Origin of the sequence: Pseudomonas flavescens, assembly GCF_013408425.1 — a bacterium.
GTDB classification, from domain to species: domain Bacteria; phylum Pseudomonadota; class Gammaproteobacteria; order Pseudomonadales; family Pseudomonadaceae; genus Aquipseudomonas; species Aquipseudomonas fulva_A.
Window position 1 is genome coordinate 1,381,603 of record NZ_JACBYV010000001.1, and the last position, 24,006, is coordinate 1,405,608.

Annotated in this window: 23 protein-coding genes; 19 read left to right on the plus strand and 4 right to left on the minus strand. The window is 63.6% G+C overall.

The genetic code is table 11. The features are described 5' to 3' along the window. The first annotated feature begins 50 nt into the window (after positions 1-50). Together FHR27_RS06050 and FHR27_RS06055 are read left to right on the plus strand one after the other, a co-directional pair. On the plus strand, positions 51-785 hold the full coding sequence (locus tag FHR27_RS06050; protein ID WP_042553710.1) for a DUF599 domain-containing protein: 735 nt from the start codon (positions 51-53) through the stop codon (positions 783-785). Then, positions 782-1,174, plus strand: coding sequence for an MAPEG family protein (locus FHR27_RS06055; RefSeq protein ID WP_179538066.1), 393 nt, complete (start codon positions 782-784; stop codon positions 1,172-1,174). The genes FHR27_RS06050 and FHR27_RS06055 overlap by 4 nt, the downstream gene beginning before the upstream one ends. Before the next feature lie 57 nt (positions 1,175-1,231). Here FHR27_RS06055 and FHR27_RS06060 read toward each other — a convergent pair whose 3' ends face one another. After that, on the minus strand, positions 1,232-1,534 hold the full coding sequence (locus FHR27_RS06060) for a hypothetical protein (protein WP_042553708.1): 303 nt from the start codon (positions 1,532-1,534) through the stop codon (positions 1,232-1,234). 271 nt (positions 1,535-1,805) lie between these two features. On the opposite strand from FHR27_RS06060, the gene FHR27_RS06065 reads away from it, so the two are divergent. Both FHR27_RS06065 and htpG read left to right on the plus strand, forming a co-directional pair. Then, positions 1,806-3,047 (plus strand): MFS transporter, encoded by a 1,242-nt coding sequence (locus tag FHR27_RS06065; protein WP_179538067.1) that lies wholly within the window; start codon positions 1,806-1,808, stop codon positions 3,045-3,047. A gap of 92 nt (positions 3,048-3,139) precedes the next feature. Beyond that, entirely contained in the window at positions 3,140-5,041 is a 1,902-nt protein-coding gene (gene htpG / locus FHR27_RS06070; RefSeq protein WP_042553828.1) for a molecular chaperone HtpG, read from the plus strand. 531 nt (positions 5,042-5,572) lie between these two features. On the opposite strand, the gene FHR27_RS06075 is transcribed toward htpG, so the two are convergent. Then, positions 5,573-7,159 carry an ABC-F family ATPase gene (locus tag FHR27_RS06075; protein ID WP_042553706.1) on the minus strand — a complete coding sequence of 529 codons (1,587 nt, stop codon included), beginning with the start codon at positions 7,157-7,159 and terminating at the stop codon, positions 5,573-5,575. A 476-nt stretch (positions 7,160-7,635) separates the two neighbouring features. Continuing rightward, positions 7,636-8,115, minus strand: a complete 480-nt coding sequence (locus tag FHR27_RS06080; protein ID WP_373565144.1) for a hypothetical protein — start codon at positions 8,113-8,115, stop codon at positions 7,636-7,638. Between the two features lie 396 nt (positions 8,116-8,511). Here FHR27_RS06080 and FHR27_RS06085 point away from each other — a divergent pair, with 396 nt between their 5' ends. The 13 genes from FHR27_RS06085 to FHR27_RS06145 all read left to right on the plus strand — a co-directional run bounded on the left by FHR27_RS06085 (position 8,512) and on the right by FHR27_RS06145 (position 21,195). Beyond that, a complete protein-coding gene (locus FHR27_RS06085) occupies positions 8,512-9,240 on the plus strand; it encodes a GntR family transcriptional regulator (RefSeq protein WP_042553703.1) in 729 nt (242 codons plus the stop codon). Then, the gene (locus FHR27_RS06090; RefSeq protein WP_042553702.1) at positions 9,237-9,998 is read left to right on the plus strand and encodes an ABC transporter ATP-binding protein; all 762 of its coding nucleotides are present in this window, start codon (positions 9,237-9,239) and stop codon (positions 9,996-9,998) included. Before FHR27_RS06085 ends, FHR27_RS06090 begins: the two co-directional genes overlap by 4 nt. Position 9,999: 1 nt before the next feature. After that, on the plus strand, positions 10,000-10,764 hold the full coding sequence (locus FHR27_RS06095) for an ABC transporter permease (protein ID WP_042553701.1): 765 nt from the start codon (positions 10,000-10,002) through the stop codon (positions 10,762-10,764). 26 nt (positions 10,765-10,790) lie between these two features. Beyond that, positions 10,791-11,774: an ABC transporter substrate-binding protein gene (locus tag FHR27_RS06100; protein ID WP_179538068.1), complete on the plus strand. Its 984-nt coding sequence runs from the start codon at positions 10,791-10,793 to the stop codon at positions 11,772-11,774. Between the two features lie 17 nt (positions 11,775-11,791). Further along, a complete protein-coding gene (locus FHR27_RS06105; RefSeq protein WP_218878454.1) occupies positions 11,792-12,808 on the plus strand; it encodes a zinc-binding dehydrogenase in 1,017 nt (338 codons plus the stop codon). An 84-nt stretch (positions 12,809-12,892) separates the two neighbouring features. Beyond that, positions 12,893-13,315, plus strand: a complete 423-nt coding sequence (locus FHR27_RS06110) for a PaaI family thioesterase (RefSeq protein WP_042553698.1) — start codon at positions 12,893-12,895, stop codon at positions 13,313-13,315. A 4-nt stretch (positions 13,316-13,319) separates the two neighbouring features. Further along, complete coding sequence (locus FHR27_RS06115) at positions 13,320-14,108, plus strand: VOC family protein (protein WP_179538069.1); 789 nt, start codon at positions 13,320-13,322, stop codon at positions 14,106-14,108. Continuing rightward, positions 14,105-15,640, plus strand: a complete 1,536-nt coding sequence (locus FHR27_RS06120; RefSeq protein ID WP_179538070.1) for a class I adenylate-forming enzyme family protein — start codon at positions 14,105-14,107, stop codon at positions 15,638-15,640. The genes FHR27_RS06115 and FHR27_RS06120 overlap by 4 nt, the downstream gene beginning before the upstream one ends. A gap of 28 nt (positions 15,641-15,668) precedes the next feature. After that, complete coding sequence (locus tag FHR27_RS06125; RefSeq protein WP_179538071.1) at positions 15,669-16,733, plus strand: ABC transporter substrate-binding protein; 1,065 nt, start codon at positions 15,669-15,671, stop codon at positions 16,731-16,733. Beyond that, positions 16,730-18,037: an acyl-CoA thioesterase/bile acid-CoA:amino acid N-acyltransferase family protein gene (locus tag FHR27_RS06130; RefSeq protein WP_179538072.1), complete on the plus strand. Its 1,308-nt coding sequence runs from the start codon at positions 16,730-16,732 to the stop codon at positions 18,035-18,037. The genes FHR27_RS06125 and FHR27_RS06130 overlap by 4 nt, the downstream gene beginning before the upstream one ends. Continuing rightward, on the plus strand, positions 18,034-18,792 hold the full coding sequence (locus FHR27_RS06135) for an ABC transporter ATP-binding protein (RefSeq protein ID WP_179538073.1): 759 nt from the start codon (positions 18,034-18,036) through the stop codon (positions 18,790-18,792). The genes FHR27_RS06130 and FHR27_RS06135 overlap by 4 nt, the downstream gene beginning before the upstream one ends. After that, a complete protein-coding gene (locus tag FHR27_RS06140) occupies positions 18,785-19,561 on the plus strand; it encodes an ABC transporter permease (protein ID WP_042553692.1) in 777 nt (258 codons plus the stop codon). The genes FHR27_RS06135 and FHR27_RS06140 overlap by 8 nt, the downstream gene beginning before the upstream one ends. Positions 19,562-19,572: 11 nt before the next feature. Continuing rightward, complete coding sequence (locus tag FHR27_RS06145) at positions 19,573-21,195, plus strand: gamma-glutamyltransferase family protein (RefSeq protein ID WP_218878455.1); 1,623 nt, start codon at positions 19,573-19,575, stop codon at positions 21,193-21,195. Between the two features lie 158 nt (positions 21,196-21,353). Here FHR27_RS06145 and FHR27_RS06150 read toward each other — a convergent pair whose 3' ends face one another. Next, positions 21,354-21,794: a hypothetical protein gene (locus FHR27_RS06150; protein WP_179538075.1), complete on the minus strand. Its 441-nt coding sequence runs from the start codon at positions 21,792-21,794 to the stop codon at positions 21,354-21,356. A 314-nt stretch (positions 21,795-22,108) separates the two neighbouring features. Here FHR27_RS06150 and FHR27_RS06155 point away from each other — a divergent pair, with 314 nt between their 5' ends. Together FHR27_RS06155 and FHR27_RS06160 are read left to right on the plus strand one after the other, a co-directional pair. After that, positions 22,109-23,098 carry an aliphatic sulfonate ABC transporter substrate-binding protein gene (locus FHR27_RS06155; protein ID WP_179538076.1) on the plus strand — a complete coding sequence of 330 codons (990 nt, stop codon included), beginning with the start codon at positions 22,109-22,111 and terminating at the stop codon, positions 23,096-23,098. 74 nt (positions 23,099-23,172) lie between these two features. After that, a complete protein-coding gene (locus FHR27_RS06160; RefSeq protein ID WP_042553688.1) occupies positions 23,173-24,006 on the plus strand; it encodes an ABC transporter permease in 834 nt (277 codons plus the stop codon).

Below are 24,006 nucleotides of genomic sequence, written 5' to 3' on the forward strand. Positions count from 1 at the left end.
TTTTCTTATCTCGCCTGGCTATAATCGCTCCAGCCTTACAAGGAGCTTGCATGCCCATCAGCGAAGAATATCTGCCGCACGTCCTGGCCGTTCTCTGGTTCGTCATCTGTTGGGGCGGCTACACCCGTTACGCCCAGGCGAAAGGTCGCACCACACCCTGTCTGGCCAGCGTTCTGCACCTGTATCGCGAGGACTGGATGCGGCGCATGCTGTTGCGCGACAACCGCATCGCCGATGCCAACGTGATCGGCAACCTCGAGCGTAATGCTTCGTTCTTCGCCTCCAGTACGCTGATCATCCTCGCCGGTATCCTCACCGTGCTCGGTGCATCGGATCGTGCGGTATCGCTGTTGGCCGACCTGCCATTCGTGCAGGTCGCCAGCCGTGGCATGTCGGAAGCCAAGCTGTTGTGCCTGGGCGTGGTCTTCGTCTATGCCTTCTTCACCTTCAGTTGGTGCATGCGCCAGTACAACTTCGCCGCGGTACTGGTGGGTTCGGCGCCGATGATCGGTGAGCGGCACGTCACCGAGCAGGAGCGCAAGGCGTTCGGCGAGCGCACCGCGCGGGTCATCTCGATGGCGGCCAACCAGTTCAACTATGGGCTGCGCGCCTACTATTTCGGCATGGCGACGCTGGCCTGGTTCATCAACCCTTGGTTCTTCATGATGGTCACCGCCGGTGTGGTGGTGGTGCTGTACCGACGCGAATTCCATTCCGATGTGCTGGAAGTAATGGTGTACACACAAACGCCGACGTTCGAGCCGGCCAAGGAGAAAACCGAATGAGTATTCCGTTCTGGTGCATTTTCATCAGCGCCCTGCTGATTTTCGTGGCGAAGGCGCCGCTGGCCAAGGCGATGAAGGAGGAGGGTGGGCGCTACGACAACCATCATCCCCGTGCACAACAGGCGCGTCTTACCGGATTCGGTGCGCGTGCACTAGCCGCTCATCAGAATAGCTTCGAAGCGTTTCCGTTGTTCGCCGTCGGGGTCTTGATGGCGCACGTCACCCAGAGTAGCGGCTGGCTGGTGGACTGGCTGGCGGTGATCTTCGTGGTCGCGCGGGTGCTCTATCTGCTTTTCTACTGGGCAGACCTGCACTGGCAACGCAGTCTTGTATGGGCGATCGGGATGGGTTGCACGCTGCTGTTGATGCTCACGCCAGCGTTGCGGTGAACCGGGGGGAGGGGCGCGTTACCCGCAGCAGGCTGCGGGTAACGTGAAGATGACCGCTTATTGCTGTTTCTGAGTCGGCGCAGCCGGTGCAGCTGGGTCCGCAGGGGCTGCCGGCTCGGCAGGTGCGGTAGTGGCTGGCGGAGTCTGAGCCTCTTCCTGTTGCTCTTCGGCGCGCTCCTGAGCGGCCTCAGTTTCTTTCTGAGCAGCTTCGTTGCTCTCCTCAGCGGCGTCGTTCATCGACTCCTGAGCTTCGGTACGCGCTTCTTGAGCGTCTTCCGCTTTGTTTTCGGACGGCTTGTCACAGGCCGCAAGGCCCAGCGTGGCAGCGAGCATGAAGGCGTAAGCGACTGACTTTTGCATGGGGGTGTTTCTCCTTATGGGTAAATACCATTACGGTTTTTCGAGGCGTCAAAGTGGATATAAGTTCATTCCCTTTCTACTCGATGCCCGATAACGCACGGTGTGCACCCTTGAAAGCACCAATTCAGGGCCTGTCACAAAATCGGAAAATTCTCGACTTCTCGATGGAATGAGCACGCTTCGATGATTATCGTGACGCTCACTCCTGCGGTGCGCGCTGGAAAGTGATCGCATCCCATGCCGATCCTGGCAACTGATCTAAGGAAACTGAATGGACGCGTTGTTGATCCTGGGCGGCCTGCTGCTGATACTCGTCGGCCTGGTGTTGCTGGTAATGCGTGGTTTCGCCACCAGCCTGCTATGGGGGTGGGCATGCTTGTTGCCCCCGCTGACGCTGCTGTTCATCGTGCGCCACTGGCGTCGTGCCAGGCATGCGCTGGCCTGCTGCGCGCTGGGCATGATCCCGCTGGTGGTCGGTCTGGCGGTGATGGCAGGTCAGGATCCGCAACGCCTGGAGGCCATCATCGGGCTCGAGTGGCTAAAGCCCGAGAAGCCAGCGCCAGGCGAATTGCACATCCAGCTGCACGGCCAGCTCAACGGTGAGCCGTTCGTGCCTCAGGAGGGAGAACTGATCGACGGCGTGCTCAGCCTGCGTGAAGGCCAGGACTTCTTCGCCCGTCGCGAGCTGATCATTCGTGGCCTGCCGCTGTCTGCCGATGGCCTGCGCCTCGATGTGTTGCCGGAGGACCAGGGACAGTTGCCGGAAATCGAGTTCAACTGGCTGCTGCCGGATCAGGATCTGCCCGAGGCACGTCAGCTCAAGGGAGGCTATACCCTGCACCTGGATCTGCAACCCGAGGCACCCAACCGCCTGGTGGGTGAATTCCATCTGGTTCTGCCACCGCAGTTCGAGACCACCCTGAGCGGCAAGGTCGAGGTGTTTCGCAACGGCCTGCGTTATCACGAGGGCAGGGTGGATCGCACCGTCGACTCTCGCGACACCCTGGCCTACGTCCTCACCGACCACCTGCAGCGGCGCTTTTCCACCCGCGACGTTCAGCTTTCGCCACTACCGGCTACCGGCGTGACCGGCAGCAACCTGATGCTCGACGTGAGCGCTCGTATCGATGGCCGCGAACAGCGTTTGCCGGTCAGCCTGAGCAAGCACGCCGAGCGGGGCTGGCGTGTCGACGATGACCGCTTCGCCGAATTGCCGGCCGCGGCCCCGCCAGCGCCGGCTGCCGTTCCGGCTCAGCCCGCTGCGCCGCAGCAGCCACAACCTGTGCAGGACCCCCGCAGGGACTTTTCCCTGGTGCGCCTGCTCAGCGAACCGCAACGCTACGTCAACCAGCCGTTGCGGGTGTTCAGCGAAAAGGGCAGCTCGATTCAGGGGCAGTTCGCCGGGCTCGAGCAGGGGCAGGTCATTCTCAGGCAGCGCCTCAACGGCTCGGGCGAAGCACGCTTTGCCATGCCCGAAGCCGACATCGTTCATGTCGAACTGCTCGACGAGTGAGTCCAGGGTGACTTGAAGTTTTCCCGAGCCGCCCCCACTTGATGGTCATCCGCCGTACCGCGGCTTAGCCATCAATGTGGAGTTAGATGACCATGAGTGTGGAAACTCAAAAAGAAACCCTGGGCTTCCAGACAGAGGTGAAGCAACTGCTGCACCTCATGATCCACTCGCTGTATTCCAACAAGGAAATCTTCCTGCGCGAGTTGATCTCCAACGCCTCCGACGCCGTCGACAAGCTGCGTTTCGAGGCGCTGGCCAAGCCCGAGCTGCTCGAGGGCGGTGCCGAGCTGAAGATCCGCGTGACCTTCGACAAGGACGCTAAGACCGTCACCCTCGAAGACAACGGCATTGGCATGAGCCGTGAAGAGGCCATCGCGCACCTCGGCACCATCGCCAAATCCGGCACCGCCGATTTCCTGAAGAACCTCTCCGGCGACCAGAAGAAGGACTCGAGCCTGATCGGTCAGTTCGGCGTCGGCTTCTACTCGGCGTTCATCGTTGCCGACAAGGTCGAAGTATTCACCCGCCGTGCCGGTCTGTCGGCTGGCGAAGGCGTGCACTGGGCCTCCAAGGGCGAGGGTGACTTCGAGGTCGCCAACGTCGAGAAGGCCGAACGCGGTACCCGCATCGTCCTGCACCTCAAGAGCGGCGAAGAAGAGTTCGCTGATGGTTGGCGCCTGCGCAACGTCATCAAGAAGTACTCCGACCATATCGGCCTGCCGATCGAGCTGCCGAAAGAAAGCCATGGCGAAGAGCAGGACAAGCCGGCCGAGGAGTGGGAAGTGGTCAACCGCGCCAGCGCGTTGTGGACGCGTCCGCGTACCGAGGTTACCGACGAGCAGTACCAGGAATTCTACAAACACGTTTCCCACGACTACGACAACCCGCTGAGCTGGAGCCACAACAAGGTCGAAGGCAAGCTGGAATACACGTCGCTGCTGTACGTGCCCGGTCGTGCGCCGTTCGACCTGTACCAGCGTGAAGCACCGCGTGGTTTGAAACTCTATGTACAGCGTGTGTTCATCATGGACCAGGCGGACGAGTTCCTGCCCCTGTACCTGCGCTTCATCAAGGGTGTGGTCGACTCCAACGACCTGTCGCTGAACGTCTCCCGTGAAATTCTCCAGAAGGACCCGGTGATCGACTCCATGAAGTCGGCACTGACCAAGCGTGTGCTGGACATGCTGGAGAAGCTGGCCAAGAACGAACCCGAGCAGTACAAGGCGTTCTGGAAGAACTTCGGCCAGGTCCTCAAGGAAGGTCCCGCGGAAGACTTCGCCAACAAGGAGAAGATCGCCGGCCTGCTGCGCTTCGCGTCGACTGCCGAAGGCGAGGGCGAGCAGGTGGTTTCCCTGGGCGACTACATCGGCCGCCTGAAGGAAGGCCAGGACAAGGTCTACTTCCTTACCGGCGAGTCCTACGCGCAGGTCAAGAACAGCCCGCACCTGGAAGTCTTCCGCAAGAAAGGCATCGAAGTGCTGCTGCTCACCGACCGTATCGACGAGTGGCTGATGAGCTACCTCACCGAGTTCGATGGCAAGTCGTTCATCGACGTTGCCCGCGGTGACCTGGACCTGGGCTCGCTGGACTCGGAAGAGGACAAGAAGGCTCAGGAAGAAGTCGCCAAGAGCAAGGAAGGTCTGGTCGAGCGTCTGAAGGGCGCGCTGGGCGAGCAGGTCGCGGAGGTTCGCGTCTCCCATCGCCTGACCGATTCGCCAGCCATCCTGGCCATCGGCGAACAGGACCTGGGCTTGCAGATGCGCCAGATTCTTGAGGCCAGCGGCCAGAAGGTGCCGGATTCCAAGCCGATCTTCGAATTCAACCCGAACCACCCGCTGATCGAGAAGCTGGATGCCGAGCCGGACGAAGACCGTTTCGGCGATCTGTCGCACATCCTCTTCGATCAGGCCGCTCTGGCTGCAGGCGACAGCCTGAAAGACCCAGCCGCCTATGTGCAGCGCCTGAACAAGCTGCTGGTCGAGCTCTCTGCCTGACCCGCTAGCCGCTATGCAAAACGCCGCTCGATCGAGCGGCGTTTTTGTATCTGCAATCTGGTTTTTTCGATTTGGTAGCCAGGGTCGAGCGCAGCGACACTCGGGAAAATCCCTGGGTATCGCTATGCTCAAGCCAGGCTACGTCCTTGCGGCGAGCGCAAATGGGGAAGCCGATATCCGCTCTCGACACGCTCGACCCACAGGATGGACGTCGCTTTATCCGTCCACCGCTCGTTGCCTGAATGGTGGATGAAAAGCGTCAGCGACGCGCCCCGATCCACCCTACGAATCCATCAATGAGACCGCGCGGCGATCCTGATGAAAGATTACGGATGTGGGAGCGCGCCATGCGCGCGAAAAAAACGCGGGCACGGCCCGCTCCCACAGGGGGAAACCTGATATCGGCTACCCTCAGTGGAGCCGCAGCCTGCAACCGATATGGCCTGGCCTGCGAAGCTAATAATCAGCCCATACAAAAAAGCCCCATCATCCAGCGGATGACGGGGCTTCTGGTCGTGCCGGTTCAGACGATCAGACGATGATGCCCTGGCTGCGCAGGTAGTCGTCGTAGGTGCCGCTGAAGTCGGTGACGCCGTTGTCCGACAGCTCGATGATGCGCGTGGCCAGGGAGCCGACGAACTCGCGGTCATGGCTGACGAAGATCAGCGTGCCCGGGTAGTTCTCCAGCGCCAGGTTGAGCGCTTCGATGGATTCCATGTCCAGGTGGTTGGTCGGTTCGTCCATCACCAGCACGTTGGGCTTCTGCAGGATCAGCTTGCCGAACAGCATGCGGCCTTGCTCACCACCGGAGATCACCTTGACCGATTTGAGGATCTCGTCGTTGGAGAACAGCATGCGGCCCAGTGTGCCGCGGATGACCTGTTCGCCCTGGGTCCACTGGCCCATCCAGTCGAACAGGGTCACGTCGTCCTCGAAGTCGTGGGCGTGATCCTGGGCGTAGTAACCCACCTCGGCGCTTTCCGTCCACTTCACGGCACCGGCGTCCGGGCTCAGCTCACCGACCAGGGTGCGCAGCAGGGTGGTTTTGCCGATACCGTTGGGGCCGATGATCGCGACGCGCTCGCCGGCTTCGACGGTGAAGCTGAAGTTCTTGAACAGCGGCTTGCCGTCGAAGCCCTTGGACATCTGTTCGATGGTCACGGCCTGGCGATGCAGCTTCTTGGTCTGCTCGAAGCGGATGAACGGGCTGACCCGGCTCGACGGCTTGACCTCGGCCAGCTGGATCTTGTCGATCTGCTTGGCACGGCTGGTGGCCTGCTTGGCTTTCGAGGCGTTGGCGGAGAAGCGGCTGACGAAGTTCTGCAGCTCGGAGATCTGCGCTTTCTTCTTGGCGTTGTCCGACAGCAACTGCTCGCGCGACTGGGTCGCAGCGGTCATGTACTCGTCGTAGTTGCCCGGGAACAGGCGCAGCTCGCCGTAATCCAGATCCGCCATGTGGGTGCAGACCGAGTTCAGGAAGTGACGGTCGTGGGAAATGATGATCATGGTGCTGTTACGCGCCGTCAGAATCGTTTCCAGCCAGCGGATGGTGTTGATGTCCAGGTGGTTGGTCGGTTCGTCGAGCAGCAGCACGTCCGGATCGGAGAACAGTGCCTGAGCCAACAGCACGCGCAGTTTCCAGCCAGGAGCGACTTCACTCATCGGGCCGAAATGCTGTTCCAACGGAATGCCCAGGCCGAGCAGCAGCTCGCCGGCACGGGATTCGGCGGTATAACCGTCCATTTCAGCGAACTCGCCTTCGAGTTCACCGACCTTCATGCCGTCTTCTTCGCTCATTTCCGGCAGCGAGTAGATGCGGTCGCGCTCGGCCTTGACCTTCCACAGCTCCTCGTGGCCCATGATCACGGTGTCGATCACGTTGAATTGCTCGTAGGCGAACTGGTCCTGGCGCAGCTTGCCGAGACGCACGTTCGGCTCGAGCATGACCTGGCCGCCGGAAGGGTCGAGGTCGCCACCGAGGATTTTCATGAACGTCGACTTGCCGCAGCCATTGGCGCCGATCAGGCCGTAGCGGTTGCCGTTGTTGAACTTAACGGACACGTTCTCGAACAGCGGCTTGGCACCGAACTGCATCGTGATATTAGCTGTGGAAATCAAAGTGCTCTAACTCGCATGTTTCAGAGGTGTGGATTCAGTCTTGGGGCAGTTTTGGGGCAATTCGTAGCGTGTTCACCGCTGCCCAGTCGCCCTCGCCATCGATCCATCGGGCATAGCGGGTCAGCAGAATCTGTATCGAATGGCCCAATTGCTTGGCGATGAAAGCCGGGGCCATGCCTGCCATCAGACACATAGTTGCGTAAGTGAGGGGCGCATTGTACGGAGGACGGTAGCGAATACCCAGCGCTTTCAGGGGCGGGGCCGCTGATGATGCAGGTCACTCGTCTGTTGATCGTCCAGGCGTTCTGCTTGCGAGGGCAGCGGCAGGGCGTTCGCTGTGTGCCGATGTCGACGATGGGGCGCTCAGCGTATGCCCTGGCTTCTCCAGCGCCTCGACTGGGCGGTCGGCCAGCACCGCCGACACGGGAAGTGCTGCGCGTTGCGCAGCGGGAGCTATAGGCCGGGCGGCGCCAGCGCTACCTCTTGTCCTCGCAGTCGATTACCGTGACATTGTTGATGATGTCCTTGCTGTCCGTGAACAGGGTGATATTGCAGAAATAGTCGACGATGGTGACGTTGTCGTAGTAGCCCACATCGCGGTAAACCGGCTGGCTGTAAGCCGGCATGATGCCTGTTGCACCTTGGCCACCAATGGTGACCCACGTTTGTTGCTCACCGACATACTCCACGCCCGTTTTGATGAACTCTTTCTCGGGGCTCAGGTGCGTTTGCAAGCGATTCCAGGCATAGAAACCGCCCGATCCGTATGGCGAAGGTCCCATTCCGTGGTCGGGCTCGCCGAAGACCGCAAAGGCGTTGCTGGCGGGCTGGCCTATCAGCAGCTTGGCAGCTTCCTCCACGTCGTTGCCTTTCTTGGTGTTTACCGTCGAGCAGGCGCTGACTGCAATCAAAGCCATTGCCAGGCAGGTTTCTCTGATTGGTTTCACGCTCTTCACTCCTTGGTACGGGTATCTGCGCCGGGCCAGCACAGGAAATACCCTGAGGCAATCAAGGTAAAAACAAGCCATCCGTTCGTCAAGGCAGCCCCCTCGCTCGGTAGAAATTGCACTCGGGTTGGTGATTCCCACGCGCCGGGCGTGGTGTCAGCGGCGTTGGCCAGCGCTTGGTAGAGCGCCTGGGGAATAACCTTGAAAGGCCCGGCATGAGCGGCATGGCGCTTGAGTTTTTATGCATTAAAGTTTCCTTGAGCTGCTTAGTCTATTCCTGCAGCCTCTATGTTTATCGGAATTAATTCGTTCGAAATTCGCCTGTTCTGGTCTAGCTTAACGGCCATTCGTAGGCATCGCAGAACCTCTCTGTGAGCTGCTCACCGTTATTGCCAAGGCTGCCGAATGTCTCTTTCCATCGCCCCCGCCGATCGTATGCTGGATGCCGCCAACCAGGGCGATGCCGCCTATGGGCGGATCCGCCGCGACATCCTGTCCTGCCGGCTGACGCCAGGCGCGCTGATTACCGAGCCTGGGCTGATGGAGCTGTACGAGATTGGCAAGAGCAGCTGCCGGATCGCGCTGACGCGTCTGTCCCACGAGGGCTTCGTCAGGTCTCTGCCGCGCAAGGGCTACCAGGTCGCGCCGATCACCGTGAAGGACGTCGAGGAGGTCTTCACCCTGCGTGTGCAGCTCGAGCCGTTGGCGGCTCGGCTGGCAGTCGGCCGCGTCGACATCGAGCGCCTGCGGGAGCTGGAGGCCGCCTGCCGGGTTCGCCACCCCGTCTCTCTGCCTGATCAGATCGATGTATTCATGGACGCCAACAAGGCGTTCCACCTGGAGATCGCCCGGGCCACCGGCAACGAACGGTTGTTGCGTACCTTGTCCGGCCTGATGGACGAGATGACGCGACTGGTGGCGCTGGGGTTCAACGTTCAGGGCACCAAGCCCGAAATCAAGCACGACCACAACGCCATGATCGCCGCGTTCGAGGAAGGCGACGGCAAGCGCGCCGAGCTGATCGCTCGCCGGCATATCGAAACTTTCCAGGCCATGACCTTGGAGAAAGTCTATGCCAGCCTCAGCGAAGCCGGCGCATCGCTGCCGCTGCTGGCGGCGAGGTTCGCCCGATGAATGCCGCACTGCAGCAGGATCTCGCGGTGTCGGCGATCACTTTGCAGGGTATCGGCAAGCGCTTCGACGCCCTCGAGGTGCTGCGCGATATCTCCTTCGAGGTGGGGCAGGGCGAAGTGGTCGCGCTGCTGGGCACTTCGGGGTGTGGCAAGAGCACCTTGCTCAATATCGTTTCCGGGTTGCTCGCCCAGGATCAGGGCCAACTGCGTTTGTTCGGCCAGGCTTCGGCAGCTTTCAGCGACTGGCGGCGCATCGCCTACCTGTTTCAGGAGGACCGCCTGCTGCCCTGGCGCAGCGTGCAGGCCAACGTCGCCTTCGGGCTGGAGGGCAGTGGCGTCGGCAAGGCCGAGCGTGCCCGGCGGGTTGCCGAGGCGCTGCGCCTGGTTGGCCTCGAGGCCTTTGCGAAATCCTGGCCGCATCAGTTGTCCGGCGGCATGCGCAGCCGGGTCGCTCTGGCGCGCAGCCTGGTGGTGAAACCCCAGGTGCTGCTGATGGACGAGCCGTTTTCCAAGCTCGACCCGCACACCCGCAGTCAGATGCACGACGAGCTGCTGCGTCTGCAGGCGCTCACCGGCATGACGGTGCTGTTCGTCACCCATGACGTGGAAGAGGCGGTGGTGCTCGCTGATCGGGTGGTAGTGCTGGAGCCGCGCCCAGGCCGCATTCGCGCCATCCATCCAATGGCCTTGCCGCGCCCACGGGTGCCCACCGAGCCTGCCGTCAACGAACAGGTTCGTCGCCTGCGTCTGGAGGTCTGACATGGATACCGCCAAGCGCTTTTCCAGTCTCGCCCTGCAACGCTTCGCGCTGATCGCCGTGGTCGGCCTGCTCTGGTGGTACGCCGCAGGTCGCCTGCCATCGTTCGTGCTGCCCGGGCCGGAAAAGGTTCTCACCGCACTGGGCAACCTGCTGCAGAGCGACACCTTCCTGCATGACCTGAGCGCCACCCTCGGTCGGGTGCTCAGCGGCTTCGCACTGGCCACGCTGGTCGGCACGCCGCTGGGCCTGGCGCTCGGCAGCAGCCCCGCACTGGCGCGCTTCTTCGAGCCGGTGCTGTCGGTGTTCAACACCGTGTCGTCGGCGATCTGGGCGATCTTCGCCATCATCTGGTTCGGCATCTCCGACGCCACCACGGTGTTCGTGGTGTTCATGACCGCCATGCCGCTGATCCTCACCAACGTCTGGCAGGGCGCGAAGACGGTGGAGCGGCAATACGTGGAGCTGGCGCGCTCGTTTCGCCTGTCGCGGCTGCAGATCCTGCTGAAGATCTCGCTGCCGAGCATCCTGCCGTACTTCTTTTCCGGTGCCCGCCTGGCGTTCGGCTTCGGCTGGCGGGTATCGCTGGTGGCCGAGACGCTCGGCGCTTCCGATGGCATCGGCTATCGCCTGCGCCAGGCCGCGGACCTGGTGCAGAGCGACCAGGTATTCGCCTGGACCGTGCTGCTGGTCGCCCTGATGTTGGCGCTCGAAGCGGGGGTGCTCAAGCCCCTCGAACGCCGGCTGTTTCGTTGGAAAACCCCCTAGCTCCTCCCTCTATCAAGGATCAATCCATGCGTAAGTTGATTGCCGTCGCTGCCCTGGCCGCGACCGCGGTGCTGCCTTTTGCTGCCCATTCGGCGGACAAGGTCCGTATCGGTTACTGGACCAGCGGTGTGAGCCTGGGCTACGGCTCGGTGCTCGAATCCAAGGATTTCCTCGCCGAACGCGGCATCGACGCCGAATTCGTGCACTTCCCCGACGTCAATGCGCCGATCCGCGCACTGGCCGCCGGCTCCATCGACCTGGCGTTCGGCGCACCGCTTGCCGGGGTGTTCTCGACGGCGGCCGAAGGCGTGCCGATCCGGATCTTCGCGGCGACCCAGCCAGCCGATGTGCAGTTCGTGGTGCCGGCCGATTCGCCGATCACCTCGCTGGCCGAGCTCAAGGGCAAGAAAATCGGCATGTCGCCGGCCGGCTCTTCGGTGGCGGTGATCGCTGGCGCCGTGCTGGCCGGCAACCATGGCATCCAGACCAACGACTTCTCCCTGGTCGGCGGTAACGAGTCGCGTCTGGCGCAGTTCCTGGCGCAGAAACAGGTGGATGGCGCGGCCCTGCGTTCGGTCACCATCGCCCAGCTCGAAGACGAGCTGAAGGTCAAGCGCCTGGGCAGCTTTGCCGAGGAATGGAAGACCCTCACGCACGCCGAGGCAGTGCCGTACATCGGCGTCGGCACGGTGGCCGCCAAGCTGGTCGACGACAAGCCGGAGGTCGTCGCCCGGGTCATCGCCGGCCTGCGCGATACGCTCGCCTGGGGCAAGGCGCACCCGGATGAAGTCGTCCGCATTCTGCAGAAGAGCGCCAACCTGCCCGAGCAGGATGCCCGCGTGTACGTCGGCCAGTGGGATGCCATGAACCGCATCGCCTTCGAGCCGGCGGACATCGAGACCCTGCGTCGTCAGCACCAGGTGTTCGTCGACGGCGGCCTGATCAAGGGCGAACTCAAGGACGACCTGTTCGCCACCGAACCCTACACCCAAGCCAAACACATCAAGTAATCACGGAGACAACGACTGTGAGCAAGACCATGAAAGCCCTGGTACTCGACGAACACGGCGACCTCGACCAGTTGCGCGTCGTCACCGACAAGCCGATACCGGCAGTGGGCAGCGGACACGTGGTAATTCGCGTTGGCGCATCGTCCTTCAATTACCACGATGTATTCACGGTGAAGGGCATGCCCGGCATCAAGGTGCCGCTGCCGGTAGTCATCGGCCTGGATCTGGCCGGCACCATCAGCGAGCTGGGTGAAGGTGTCGAGGGCTGGAAGGTCGGTGACCGCGTGCTGATCAACCCGCTGAAACCCGACGTCGGTCTGATGGGCGAGATGGTCGACGGCGGCATGGCCGAGTACGCCCTGGTCGATGCGCGGCAGCTGATCCGTCTGCCCTATGCCGTGAGTTTCGAACAGGCGGCGGCCTTGCCGGTGGCCTATGGCACCGCCCACCGCATGCTGATCACCCACAACACCGTGAAGGCAGGGGACCGCGTGCTGATCCTCGGTGCCAGCGGTGGCGTGGGCACCGCCTGCGTGATTCTCGCCAAACTGCTGGGCGCCGAGGTGATCGCCTGTGCGGGCAGCGACGAGAAGGGCGAGCGCCTCAAGGCCCTGGGTGCCGACCACGTCATCAACTACCGCGATACCGACTTCTCCAAGTGGGCCATCGGCCAGTACGGCAAGCCGCAGCGCCGCAACTACGAAGGCGGCGTGGACGTGGTGATCAACTTCACCGGTGGCGACACCTGGCTGCCATCGCTCAAGTGCATCAAGCGCGGCGGCACGCTGCTGGTGTGCGGTGCTACCGCTGGCCACGACCCCAAGGAAGACCTGCGCTACGTCTGGAGCTTCGAACTCAACATCAAAGGCTCGAACAGCTTCTACGAAGACAACCTGGTCGGGCTCCTCGACCTGATCGCCGAAGGTCGGATCGACCCGATCATCGACCGCGTACTGCCCCTCGAACAGGCCGCCGAAGGCCTGGCGCTGATCCGTGATCGCGAAGTGCTGGGCAAGGTGGTCGTCACGCCCTGACCGGCTTGCATCGATCAGCACCGTGCAATCGTCCGTTTGCGGGCGATTGCAGCACCTTCGAAACAACTCAACAGGATTGATCCCATGACCGAAACGACACTTCCGAGCGCTGCCGATATCCAGGCCAAACTGCTCAAGGGCCCTTATCACCAATGGCTGGGCCTGCAGGTTCTGGCCGTGGGCGAGGGCAGCATCGAGCTCAGCGCGAAATGGCGCGAAGAATGGGTGGTGAATGTCGAGGGTGGCTACACCCACGGCGGCATACTCGCGGCGCTGGTCGATCTGACCGCGGACTGGGCGCTGGTGTCCAGAACCGGCAAAGGCGTGCCGACCATCGACCTGCGTGTCGACTACCACCGGCCAGCCAAGGGCGATCTGCGCGCCACGGGCACGGTGATCAAGTTCGGCAAGCAGTTCTCGGTGGCCGAGGCGCAGGTCTTCGATGGCGAAGGCCATCTGGTTGCCAGCGGCCGCGGCGTCTATTCCACGCCCGCCCCTAAGGTGTGATCCCATGAGTGCGGCACTGGACCACCTGGTCATCAACGCGCGCTTCGATCTCGATGCGGCTGCAGCCATCTTCGCGGGCCTGGGCTTCACGCTCACGCCCCGTGGGCATCACTCACTCGGCTCGATCAACAACCTGATCATGTTCGACGAGGGCTACCTGGAGCTGATCGGGCTGCCCGCCGGCGGCGAGCGTCTGCGCCAGGAAATCCTCGACAGCCCACCTGGTATCGACGGCCTGGTACTGGCCAGTGACGACCCCCGTGCCACCCATGCAGCGCTGGTGCAGGCCGGCTTTCTGGTCCAGCCGGTGCAGCATTTCTCCAGACCGGTGGAGGTCGATGGGGCCTCTCTTGACGCTCGCTTCGGTACCGTCCGGCTGGTGCCTGGGCAGTTCGCCGCTGGCCGGGTGTACTTCTGCCATCACCAAACACCGGAACTGGTCTGGCGGCCCGAGTGGCTGGGCCACGCCAATGGCATTCACCGCATCGAGCGGCTGACGGTAGTCAGCGAGCAACCCGAGCAGACACGTCAGGCGTTCGAGCGCCTGGGGCGTTTCGACGGACGATTCAGCGTCGAGGTCATCGATAGGGCGGCGTGGCGTACCAGAGATGTGCAGGCTGGAGGGCAAGAGCACGAGCGTGCCGAGCGCTTCGTTTCCATCGGCCTGCGTGGTGGCGATCCGGCAGACCTGGCGCGCCGCGCCACGAGTCTCGGCTTGCCCCATCGGCAGGAGGCCGATCGGGTCACCATCGTCATCCCGGGCTTCGCCACCGTGCTGGAGTGCCTGGCATGAATGCGCAGATCGCCAATTTGGGCAGTGTGATCGGCCGCGACAGTCCGGGTGAGCGACTGGCGTTCATCGGCCTCGACAGCCAGTTGAACGAGTCGCGCTGCACCTACCGTGAACTGGACGAGCTGGCCAATGGCATTGCTCGTGCTCTGCTTGCCCGGGGCTTCGCGCCTGGGCAGCGCATCGCCTTGCTGGCCTTCAACTCGGTGGCTTGCATCGCGGCCGTGCTCGGCATCATGCGCGCCGGGCTGGTCGCCGTGCCGGTCAATCACCGATTCCCCAGGGCGCTGATCGATTATGTGATCGCCGACAGTGGCGCGCGCCTGCTGTTCTGCGACGCGCCGCATCGAGATGCAGCCCCCGACATGCCGCGCGTATCGCTGGAGGCGGATGAGCTGGCGGCTTTCGCTCAACGGGGGCCTCTGCAAGCCTTCCAGCCGCTCGGTGACGAGCCGGCGATGATGCTTTACACCTCCGGTTCCACTGGCAAGCCCAAGGGCGTGGTGCTCAGCCACCGCGCTCACCTGTGGATCGTGCGCACCCGTTTGCAGGCCACCCCGCTGGCCGACGAGCGTGCGTTGATCGCGGCGCCGCTGTACCACATGAATGCGCTGGCGCTGGCGCTTCTCGTCCTGGCCAGCGGTGCCACCGCGATACTGCTGCCGCAGTTCAGTGCCGTCACCTATATCGAGGCGATCCAGCGTTACCGCTGTACCTGGCTGACCGCCGTGCCGCCGATGATCGCCATGATGCTGCGCGAGCAGGCGCTGCTGGAGCGCGCCGACCTGTCATCCGTGCGGGTGGTGCGCATGGGCTCGGCGCCGGTGAGTGCGAGCCTGCTCGAGCAGATCCACCGCCTGCTGCCGAATGCACGGATCATCAATGCCTATGGCACCACCGAAGGTGGTCCGGTGGTCTTCGGCGCCCACCCACAGGGGCTGGCCAGCCCGGCGCTATCGGTGGGGCACGCCCACCCGGACGTGCAACTGCGCCTGCGCGATGAGGCAGGGCTGCTGGCGGATGAGGGCGTGCTCGAGTTGAAGAGCCCCGGGCTGATGTCCGGCTACCACAACCGGCCTGACCTGGCCGCGCCGTTCACGGCCGATGGCTTCTACGTGACGGGCGACGTGTTCCGCCGCGATGCCGATGGTTTCCATACCTTCGTGGGCCGTCGTGACGACATGTTCGTCAGCGGTGGCGAGAACATCTATCCCGGCGAGGTGGAAAAGCTGCTCGAACGTCACCCCGCGGTGCAGCAGGCCTGCGTGGTGCCAGTCGAGGACGAGATCAAAGGGTTCAAACCCATGGCTTTCGTCGTGCGGCGCCAAGGCAGCCAGGTCAGCGAGGCCGAGATCAAGGGCTTCACCCTGGAGCATGCGCCGGCCTATCAGCACCCGCGCCGGGTATGGTTCGTCGACACCTTGCCGCTTGCTTCCACCCACAAGATCGACCGCAAGGCCTTGCTCGACAAGGCTCGGCAAAACCTCCAGAACAGTGGCCGGACCACCGGAGCGTTGGAGCGCCAACCCATCTGACTTTCAACACAACCCAGGATCTGCCTCCATGCGCTTCGCCATTCGCTCATTGCTGCCCCTCACGCTGGCAGTTGCCAGCCACGCCCATGCCCTCGACCAGGTCACCGTCGCCCTTGCCATTCCCGCCGCCGTTCACGACGGCGCGCCTTACGCCGCAGCCCAGGAACTGGGGCTGTTCAAGGAACAGGGGCTGAGCGTCGAGACCGTGGTCTTCCAGGGGGCTGGCGCCTTGTTGCCACAGGTTGCCAGCAAACGGGTGACATTCGGCTTCCCGGTCGCTGAACCGGTGCTTTCCAGCCACTTCAACAAGAACCCGTTGCCGCTGCGTTATTTCTACAACGGCGTTCCCAGCCAGACTCTGGAATACCAGGTACTCGCCGATTCGTCGATCAAGACCCTGGCCGATCTCGAGGGCAAGAAGATCGGGGTCGGTGCCTTGACCTGGGGCACCTTGCCGAACAGCCGTGCAGCCCTGCGCGTCGCCGGCCTGGAGCCTGGCAAAAACGTCGAATTCGTCGCCGTCGGCGCACTCGGCGCGGGTTTTCAGGCGCTGCGCAGCGGTCAGGTGGATGCGCTCAACTTCAACAACAGTTGGGGTGACATGCTGGAACTGTCCGGCACGCAAACCCGGCGCATCCAGTATCCCGAGGTGTTTCAGAACAACCCCGGCAACGGCTTCATCGCTCACCAGGACACCTTCAAGGACAACCCCGATCTGATCCGCCGTTTCGGCCGCGCCTATACCGAGGCACAGTTCGTGTGCGAGGTGAACCCGGCGTTCTGCGTCCAGGCATTCTGGCGTCAGCACCCTGAAAGCAAGCCTGCCGATGCCCAGGGCAAGGGCCTCGAAGACGCCAAGACGCTGCTCGCTCGCCGTTTGCAGCGCACCTTGTATTCCCCGGATGGCAGCCCGCGCGTACCGGGGCAATATGACCTGCAGGCGATTCGCGCTGCGGTACAGGCCATGGCCGAGGCGGGCGAGTTCCCCAGTGCCGAGGTGCCGGTGGAGCAGGTGTTCTCCAACGAGTTCGTACCCGCCTTCAACGATTTCGACCGTGACGCGCTGCGCAAGCGTGCGGAGGCGGCGAAATGACCCCGGCGTTCGAGATCGACATTGCCGATGGGCTGATCGACCAGCCCCGGCGCGTTCGGGTGCTGGGATTGAGCCCGGGTGTGGCGCATCTGACGGCGACCCTGGAACATCCCGATGGCAGCCTGTGGCAGAGCGAGGCCAGCTTCGAAGTCGCTGCCGACGGCGTGCTGGATATCGATGCACAAGTGCCCCTTGCTGGCGACTGGAGCGAGCTGGAGGCGCTGGCGCCGGTGTGGGCGTTGCGCCAGTTGAGCCCGCCCCGCAGGCCGCAAGCCAGCGAGGGGCTGGACCCCCTGTCGATTCGCTTGCAGATAGGCGATGCCGCTGGCGGTAGCGCCTCGGCCACGCTCACCCAGCGCTTTCTCGCCCCCGGGGTGAGCCGCCGTGAAATCCGCGATGAGGGGCTTTCCGCAACCGTGTTCAGCCCCGCCGGCGATGGCCCACACCCGCTGGTGATCGTGCTCAATGGTTCGGGGGGCGGTACGCCGGAGCAACGTGCGGCGCTGTATGCCGCCCATGGCTATGCGGCACTGGCTTTGGCCTTTTTCAAGGCGCCGGGGCGGCCCGAGCATATTTCCGACACGCCGCTGGAGTACTTCGAGCAGGCACTGCTCTGGGCGCGGCGCGAGCTGCAGCCGCGGCATGGCTTCATCGCCGTCGCCGGCTTGTCTCGCGGCGGTGAGCTGGCATTGCTGCTGGGGGCGACCTTTCCCGAGTTGGTATCCGCGGTGATCGGCTACGTGCCGAGCGCGGTGATCCACGGCACCTTGCGGGCAGGGCGTCCGGAGCAGCCACGTGACGCCGACGCATGGACATGGCGTGGCCAGCCGCTGCGCAATGTCTGGAGGGACAACCCCGCGGCGGACTGGCGGGCCTTCGACCAGCCCCCCGAACCCGGGGCGGCGATTCGCCAGGCACCGGCCTTCGTGGCAGTGGAAGCCCATGCAGCCAGCGTCGCGGCGGCACGCATTGCCGTTGAGCGCATCGATGGGCCGATCCTGCTCATCTCGGGGACCGACGATGGTTTCTGGCCGTCCAGCGCTTACAGCGAGCGTATTCAGGCCGAACTGCAGGCGGCAGGGCATGCCTGGCCGGTCAGCCATGCGCGCAATGAAGGGGCAGGTCACGCCATCGGCTTTCCCTGCGTGCCCACCACGCAGATCGCCAAGGTTCATCCGGTCGCCGGTGTGCTGATCAGTGGTGGCGGCACCCCGGCAGCCAATGCCCGTGCCAACCGCGAGAGCTGGCAGGCCGTGCTGAAGTTCCTGGCCGATGCGCTGCGTGCACGGGAGACGCAGCCATGAGCGCGGCCTTGACCCTGCAGGAGGTGGGGCTGACCTACCAGACCCGTCGCGGAGAGATTCAGGCCCTGGCCGACGTGAGCATGAGCATCGCCGACGGGGAGTTCGTCGCGGTGCTCGGGCCCTCCGGCTGTGGCAAGTCCACCGTCCTCAAACTGGCGGCAGGCTTGCTCGACGCCAGCCAAGGGCGAGTGGTGGTCGCCGGGCAGGCGATAGAAGGCCCTGGCCGGCATACCGGCGTGGTGTTCCAGAAACCCAATCTGCTGCCCTGGAAAACCGTGCTGAACAACGTGCTGCTACCGGCACGCACGCTTGGCCTGCCCATCGACGAGGCTCGCCAGCGGGCGACGGCGCTGCTCGAGCTGGTCGGCCTCGGCCCGTTCGCCAACGACTACCCGTTCGAACTCTCCGGGGGCATGCAGCAGCGTGTCGGCATCGCCCGCATGCTGTTGCACGATCCGCAACTGCTGCTGATGGACGAGCCGTTCGCCGCCCTCGATGCCTTGTCACGGGAGGCACTGACCCTAGAGCTGCAACACATCTGGAGCCAGCAGCGCAAATCGGTGCTGTTCATCACCCACAGCATTCAGGAGGCGGTGTTTCTCGCGGACCGGGTGCTGGTCATGTCGCCGCGCCCCGGGCGCATCATCGACGAGGTGGCGATCACGCTACCGCGCCCGCGCACCCTGGAAACCCTGGCCGACCCGGCGTTCATCGCGCTCTGCCAACAACTGCGAAGGCACTTCACCCATGCGTAGATTGCTTCCCGTGCTCTATCCACTGACCAGCCTGGCGGTGCTGATCCTGATCTGGGATCTGTCCGTGCGCCTGCTCGAAATTCCCGACTATCTGCTGCCTGCGCCGCTGACGGTCTATCAGGCGCTGGCGGGCGGTTTTGCCGATGGCAGCCTGTGGCCGCACATCGGCGTCACCCTGGGTGAAACCCTCAGCGGTTACGTGATCGGCTGCCTGCTGGCGATCGTCCTGGGCGCCTTGCTGGCCGAGTCGGAAACCTTCGAGCGCTTCGTGTATCCCTTGCTGATCGGCCTGCAGGCGACACCCAAGGTCGCACTGGGGCCGATCATTCTGGTCTGGTTCGGCTTCGGCATGGCCTCGAAGATCGTGCTGGTGGCGCTGGTCTGCTTCTTCCCGCTGTTCGTCAATACGGTGAACGGCATTCGGCGAACCGACCCCGAATTGCTCGACGCCTGCCGTTCGTTTTCCGCGTCGCGGCTCTACCTGCTGATCCACGTGAAGTTTCCTGCGGCGGCGGGCGAGGTGTTCGCCGGTTTGCAGATCGGCGTGTCGCTGGCGCTGATCGGTGCGGTGGTCGGCGAGTTCCTTTCCGCCCAGCGTGGCCTGGGTTATCTGATCGCGTCCAGCTCGGTGAGCATGAGCCTGTCGACCATGTTCGCCGGTGTGATCCTGCTGGCGCTGATCGGTCTGTGCGGTGCGCAGACCGTGCGCTGGCTGCAACGCCGTGTGATCTTCTGGGAGCCGGGCGCTGTCCGATCCCGTAAACACTGATGGAGAACCCGATGTCCTTTGACTGGCACAACCCTTATCCGTCGATCCGCATTCCGTTGTTCGCCCGCAACGTGGTGTCGACTTCGCACCCCCTCGCGGCTCAGGCAGGTCTGCGCCTGCTGCTCGCCGGTGGCAACGCGGTGGACGCGGCAATCGCCGCGGCGGCGATGCTCACCGTGGTCGAGCCGGTGTCCTGTGGCCTGGGTAGCGACGCCTTCGCCCTGGTCTGGGACGGCCAGTCGCTGCAGGGTCTGAACGCCTCGGGCACGGCACCTGCCGCCTGGACACCGGAGTATTTTCGCCAGCGCCACGGTGAGGATGGCAAGGGCCACGCGAAGCGCCCGGTACGCGGCTGGGATTCGATAACGGTACCTGGCGCGGTGGCCGGTTGGGCCGCGCTGCACGAGCGCTTCGGCAAGCGGCCGTTCGCCGACGTGCTGGCGCCGGCTGCCGAGGTGGCCGAGCGGGGCATTACCATCGCCCCGATCGTTGCCCACAAATGGGCGGCCGCGGTGCCCGATCTGCGTGATCAGCCCGGCTTCGCCGAGGCCTTCATGCCTGGCGGCCGGGCACCGCGAACCGGCGAGAAATTCGTCTTCGCCGACGCTGCGCGCACCTTGCGGCTACTGGGCGAGCAGGGCGCACGGGCGTTCTACGAGGGTGAGATTGGCGAGGCCATCATCGCCCATGCACGCGCCACCGGTGGCAACCTGAGCGCAGCGGACCTGCGTGACTATCGACCGGAATGGGTAACGCCCATTTCCCAGCGTTATCGCGGTTACGACGTGCACGAGATACCGCCCAACGGGCAGGGCATCGCGGCCCTCATCGCCCTGGGCATTCTCGAGCACTTCGACCTGGCGTCCCTGGCGGTCGACTCGGCTGCTTCGCAGCACCTGCAGATCGAAGCCATGAAGCTGGCCTTCGCCGACGTCTATCGCTACGTGGCCGACCCGCGCAGCATGGAGGTCACGCCCGAGCAGATGCTCGATCCCGCGTACCTCGCGCAACGCGCCAAGGCCATCGATCCGGGCAAGGCGAGCAATCCCGGTTTCGGTCTGCCCAGGTCGGGCGGTACCGTCTACCTCAGCGTCGCCGACGAGAACGGCATGATGGTGTCCTTCATCCAGTCCAACTACATGGGCTTCGGCTCGGGCGTGGTGGTGCCGGGCTATGGCGTCAGCCTGCAGAACCGCGGTGCCGGTTTCTCCAGCGACCCGGCCTCGGCCAACGTGGTGGCACCTGGCAAACGACCGTTCCACACCATCATTCCGGCGTTCCTGACCCGCGACGGCGTGGCGCAGATGAGCTTCGGGGTGATGGGCGGCGACATGCAGCCCCAGGGCCACGTACAGACCCTGGTGCGCATGCTCGACTATGGCCAGCAACCCCAGGCTGCCTGCGATGCGCCGCGCTGGAAGGTCAACCGGGACTTCTCGGTGGACCTGGAAGCGAGCATGAACGCCGACGCCGTGCGCGGTCTACACACCCTTGGCAACACGCTGAAGTCCGTGGAGGATCCTTATATGGACTTCGGTTCCGGGCAGTTCATCTGGCGGCTTTCGGATGACCCGAACCACGGCTACGTGGCTGCCAGCGACGGTCGCCGGGATGGCCAGGCGGTGGGGTTCTGACGGACCGTACGGGGTGCTGCCCGGGCACTCTGTGGGTTGTCGCAGGACGATGACTGGCGCTCAGCGTGGCTATCCAGCCGTTCATGATCAGGCGCTATCACCAGTTCGGGCAGCGTGTGCGAGGGCATGCCGAGACATCGATGCCCGTGCTGGCGGCCCTAGGAGCGATTCACGAGGTCAACGAGATGGTTCAGCAGAAAGTCATTGCTGAACTGTGACAGAAAGGTCTCGGCCGACGAAAAGACGATCCATTGCCCATGTTCCTTGCGAAGGATCAGCGAGGGATGCTCGGGAGACAGGTTGCTGACGGTCACCTGCAGGGACGAGTCGACGATGGCGGGTTTGATATCAACGGTGTTGCCGGCCAGGACGATCTTCAGCGACTCGAGCTCGACGATCGCGCCATCGAAGGCGTGCGGTTCTTCGCTGCGGATCAGATCGAGGCCGCCAACTCCCGAAATATCGACATTGATCATCCTGATCAGCTCGCTCAACTGCTCCTTGACCAGGCTGATCTGCCTGTATCGCTCGGCGATGGCGTCATCGGTTCTTTCTCGGTAGATCTTCAGCGCTCTTATCAGGTCGTTCTTGTTGGCCATTGCGTTACTTCCTCCGTGACGTCTCCTGACTCTAGTCCAGCATTTCGACTGTTGCCGGGTGCCGCCGCCGCTTCGCCTGAAGCGGTCGGCCCTGAGTGGCGGGGTCGTTTCCGGCCGCAACTGTTCGCTGAGCAACAGCGAATTAACACATTGCCCGTGGCGTGGCAGAAGGGCGCGCTGAAAGCCCCGGAAACCGGGCCCTGGGCGCTGGCACGAGTGCTGCAATGTCCTGCTCAATCGCGGAAAGGATCCGAGCGGCGCTTTCTCGGCGGCGTCGGCTGTCGTTCCGCTTCTGTCCCTGTCAGGAGCATTCCATGCGCCAATCCCGTGTCGCCAATTCGTTCGTACGGCTGCTGGCCTTAGCCGCTACCGCTTTCACGCTGTCTGCGCCGTTGCAGGCGGCAGAGCTGCCCAAGGAACTGAAGCTCGACTACGCCTACTACTCACCGACCAGCCTGGTGCTCAAGCGCTTTGGCTGGCTGGAGGAGAGCGTAGGCCCCGATACCAAGGTGAGTTGGGTGTTCAGCCAGGGCAGCAACCGCTCTCTCGAGTACCTGAACAGCGGCGGTGTGGATTTCGGCTCCACCGCAGGATTGGCCGCAGTGCTGAGCCGTGCCAATGGCAGCCCGATCAAGACCGTTTACGTCGCCAGCCGCCCGGAGTGGACCGCACTGGTGGTCGGCAAGGACTCGCCGATCAAGACCCTGGAGGATTTGAAAGGCAAGAAGATCGCGGCCACCAAAGGCACCGATCCGTTCCTGTTCACCTTGCGCAGCCTAGCCACCGTCGGCCTCGACAAGAACGACGTGGAGCTGGTGCATCTGCAGCACCCGGACGGCCGCACTGCCCTGGAAAAGGGTGACGTCGATGCCTGGGCCGGTCTCGACCCGCTGATCGCTGCCAGCCAGCTGCAGGCTGGCTCGCGCATTCTCTATCGCAACCTCGACTTCAACAGCTACGGCGTGGTGAGCGTCACCGAGACCTTCGCCAAGGAGCATCCGCAGGCCATCGACAAAGTGCTGGCCGCCTATGAAAAGGCCCGTGAATGGGCCCGCGCCAACCCCGAGGAACTCGCCAAGATTCTCTCCGAAGAAGCCAAGCTGCCGCTGGAAGTGGCCAAGCTGCAACTGCAGCGCACCGACTTCAGCAACGCCCAGCCCGGCCCTGAGCATATCGCAGCGCTCAAGGCTGCCGCACCCATCCTGCTCGAAGAGCAACTGGTACGCCGTGGTACCGACGTGAACGCCGTGGTGGACGCACTCATCGAGCCATCGTTCGGCAAGCAGGCCATCGCCGCCAAATAGGCGTGGTTGCAGCGCGGGCCTCTGTTAGCTGTGGCCCGCGCTGCGTTCATCTCGCTTCGACACCGGAGTCTTTCATGACAATCAAGAGCAAGTCGCTGCCGGCTTTGCGCAGTTCCCCATGGAAACCGGGGTTCGATGCCAGTGCCTGGCGTCGGCGCGCCAAGGGATTGGTCATCCCGCTGCTGCTGATCGTGTTTCTGGAAATCGTGGTGCGCATCGGCTGGATTCCGTCCTATCAGATGCCGGCCCCCAGCGAGATCGTGCTGACCCTGCACGAGCTGGCCGAAGGGCCGCTGTGGGGGCATATCGGCGCCAGCCTGGCGCGGGTATTCGCCGGTTTCGCCATCGGCGCCGGGCTGGCCCTGCTGGTGGCCGCCTGGGTGGGCCTGAGCCGTGAGGCGGAAGCCTATCTGGAGCCCACCTTCGCGGGGCTGCGGGCGATTCCCAGCCTGGCCTGGGTACCGCTGCTGTTGCTCTGGCTGGGCATCGACGAGACCTCCAAGGTCGTTCTGATCGCCATCGGCGCGTTCTTTCCGGTTTACGTCAACGGCGTCGCGGCCATCCGCAACATCGATCGCAAGCTGGTCGAGGTGGGCCAGATGTATGGCTTCAGCTCGCGTCGCCTGGTCTCGCGCATTCTTCTGCCGGCTGCGTTGCCCGGGCTGATGACCGGCTTGCGCAGCGGGCTCAGCCTGGCCTGGATGTTTCTGGTCGCCGCCGAACTGATCGCCGCCACCAAGGGGCTCGGTTACCTGCTCACCGATGGCCGGGAAACCTCGCGGCCGGACATCGTCCTGGCCTCGATCATCGTCCTGGCCTTGCTCGGCAAGCTCAGCGACGGCCTGCTGGCCAAGCTGGAGCAGCGTTTGCTGGGTTGGCGTGACGCATTCACGGGCAAGGAGGTTTGA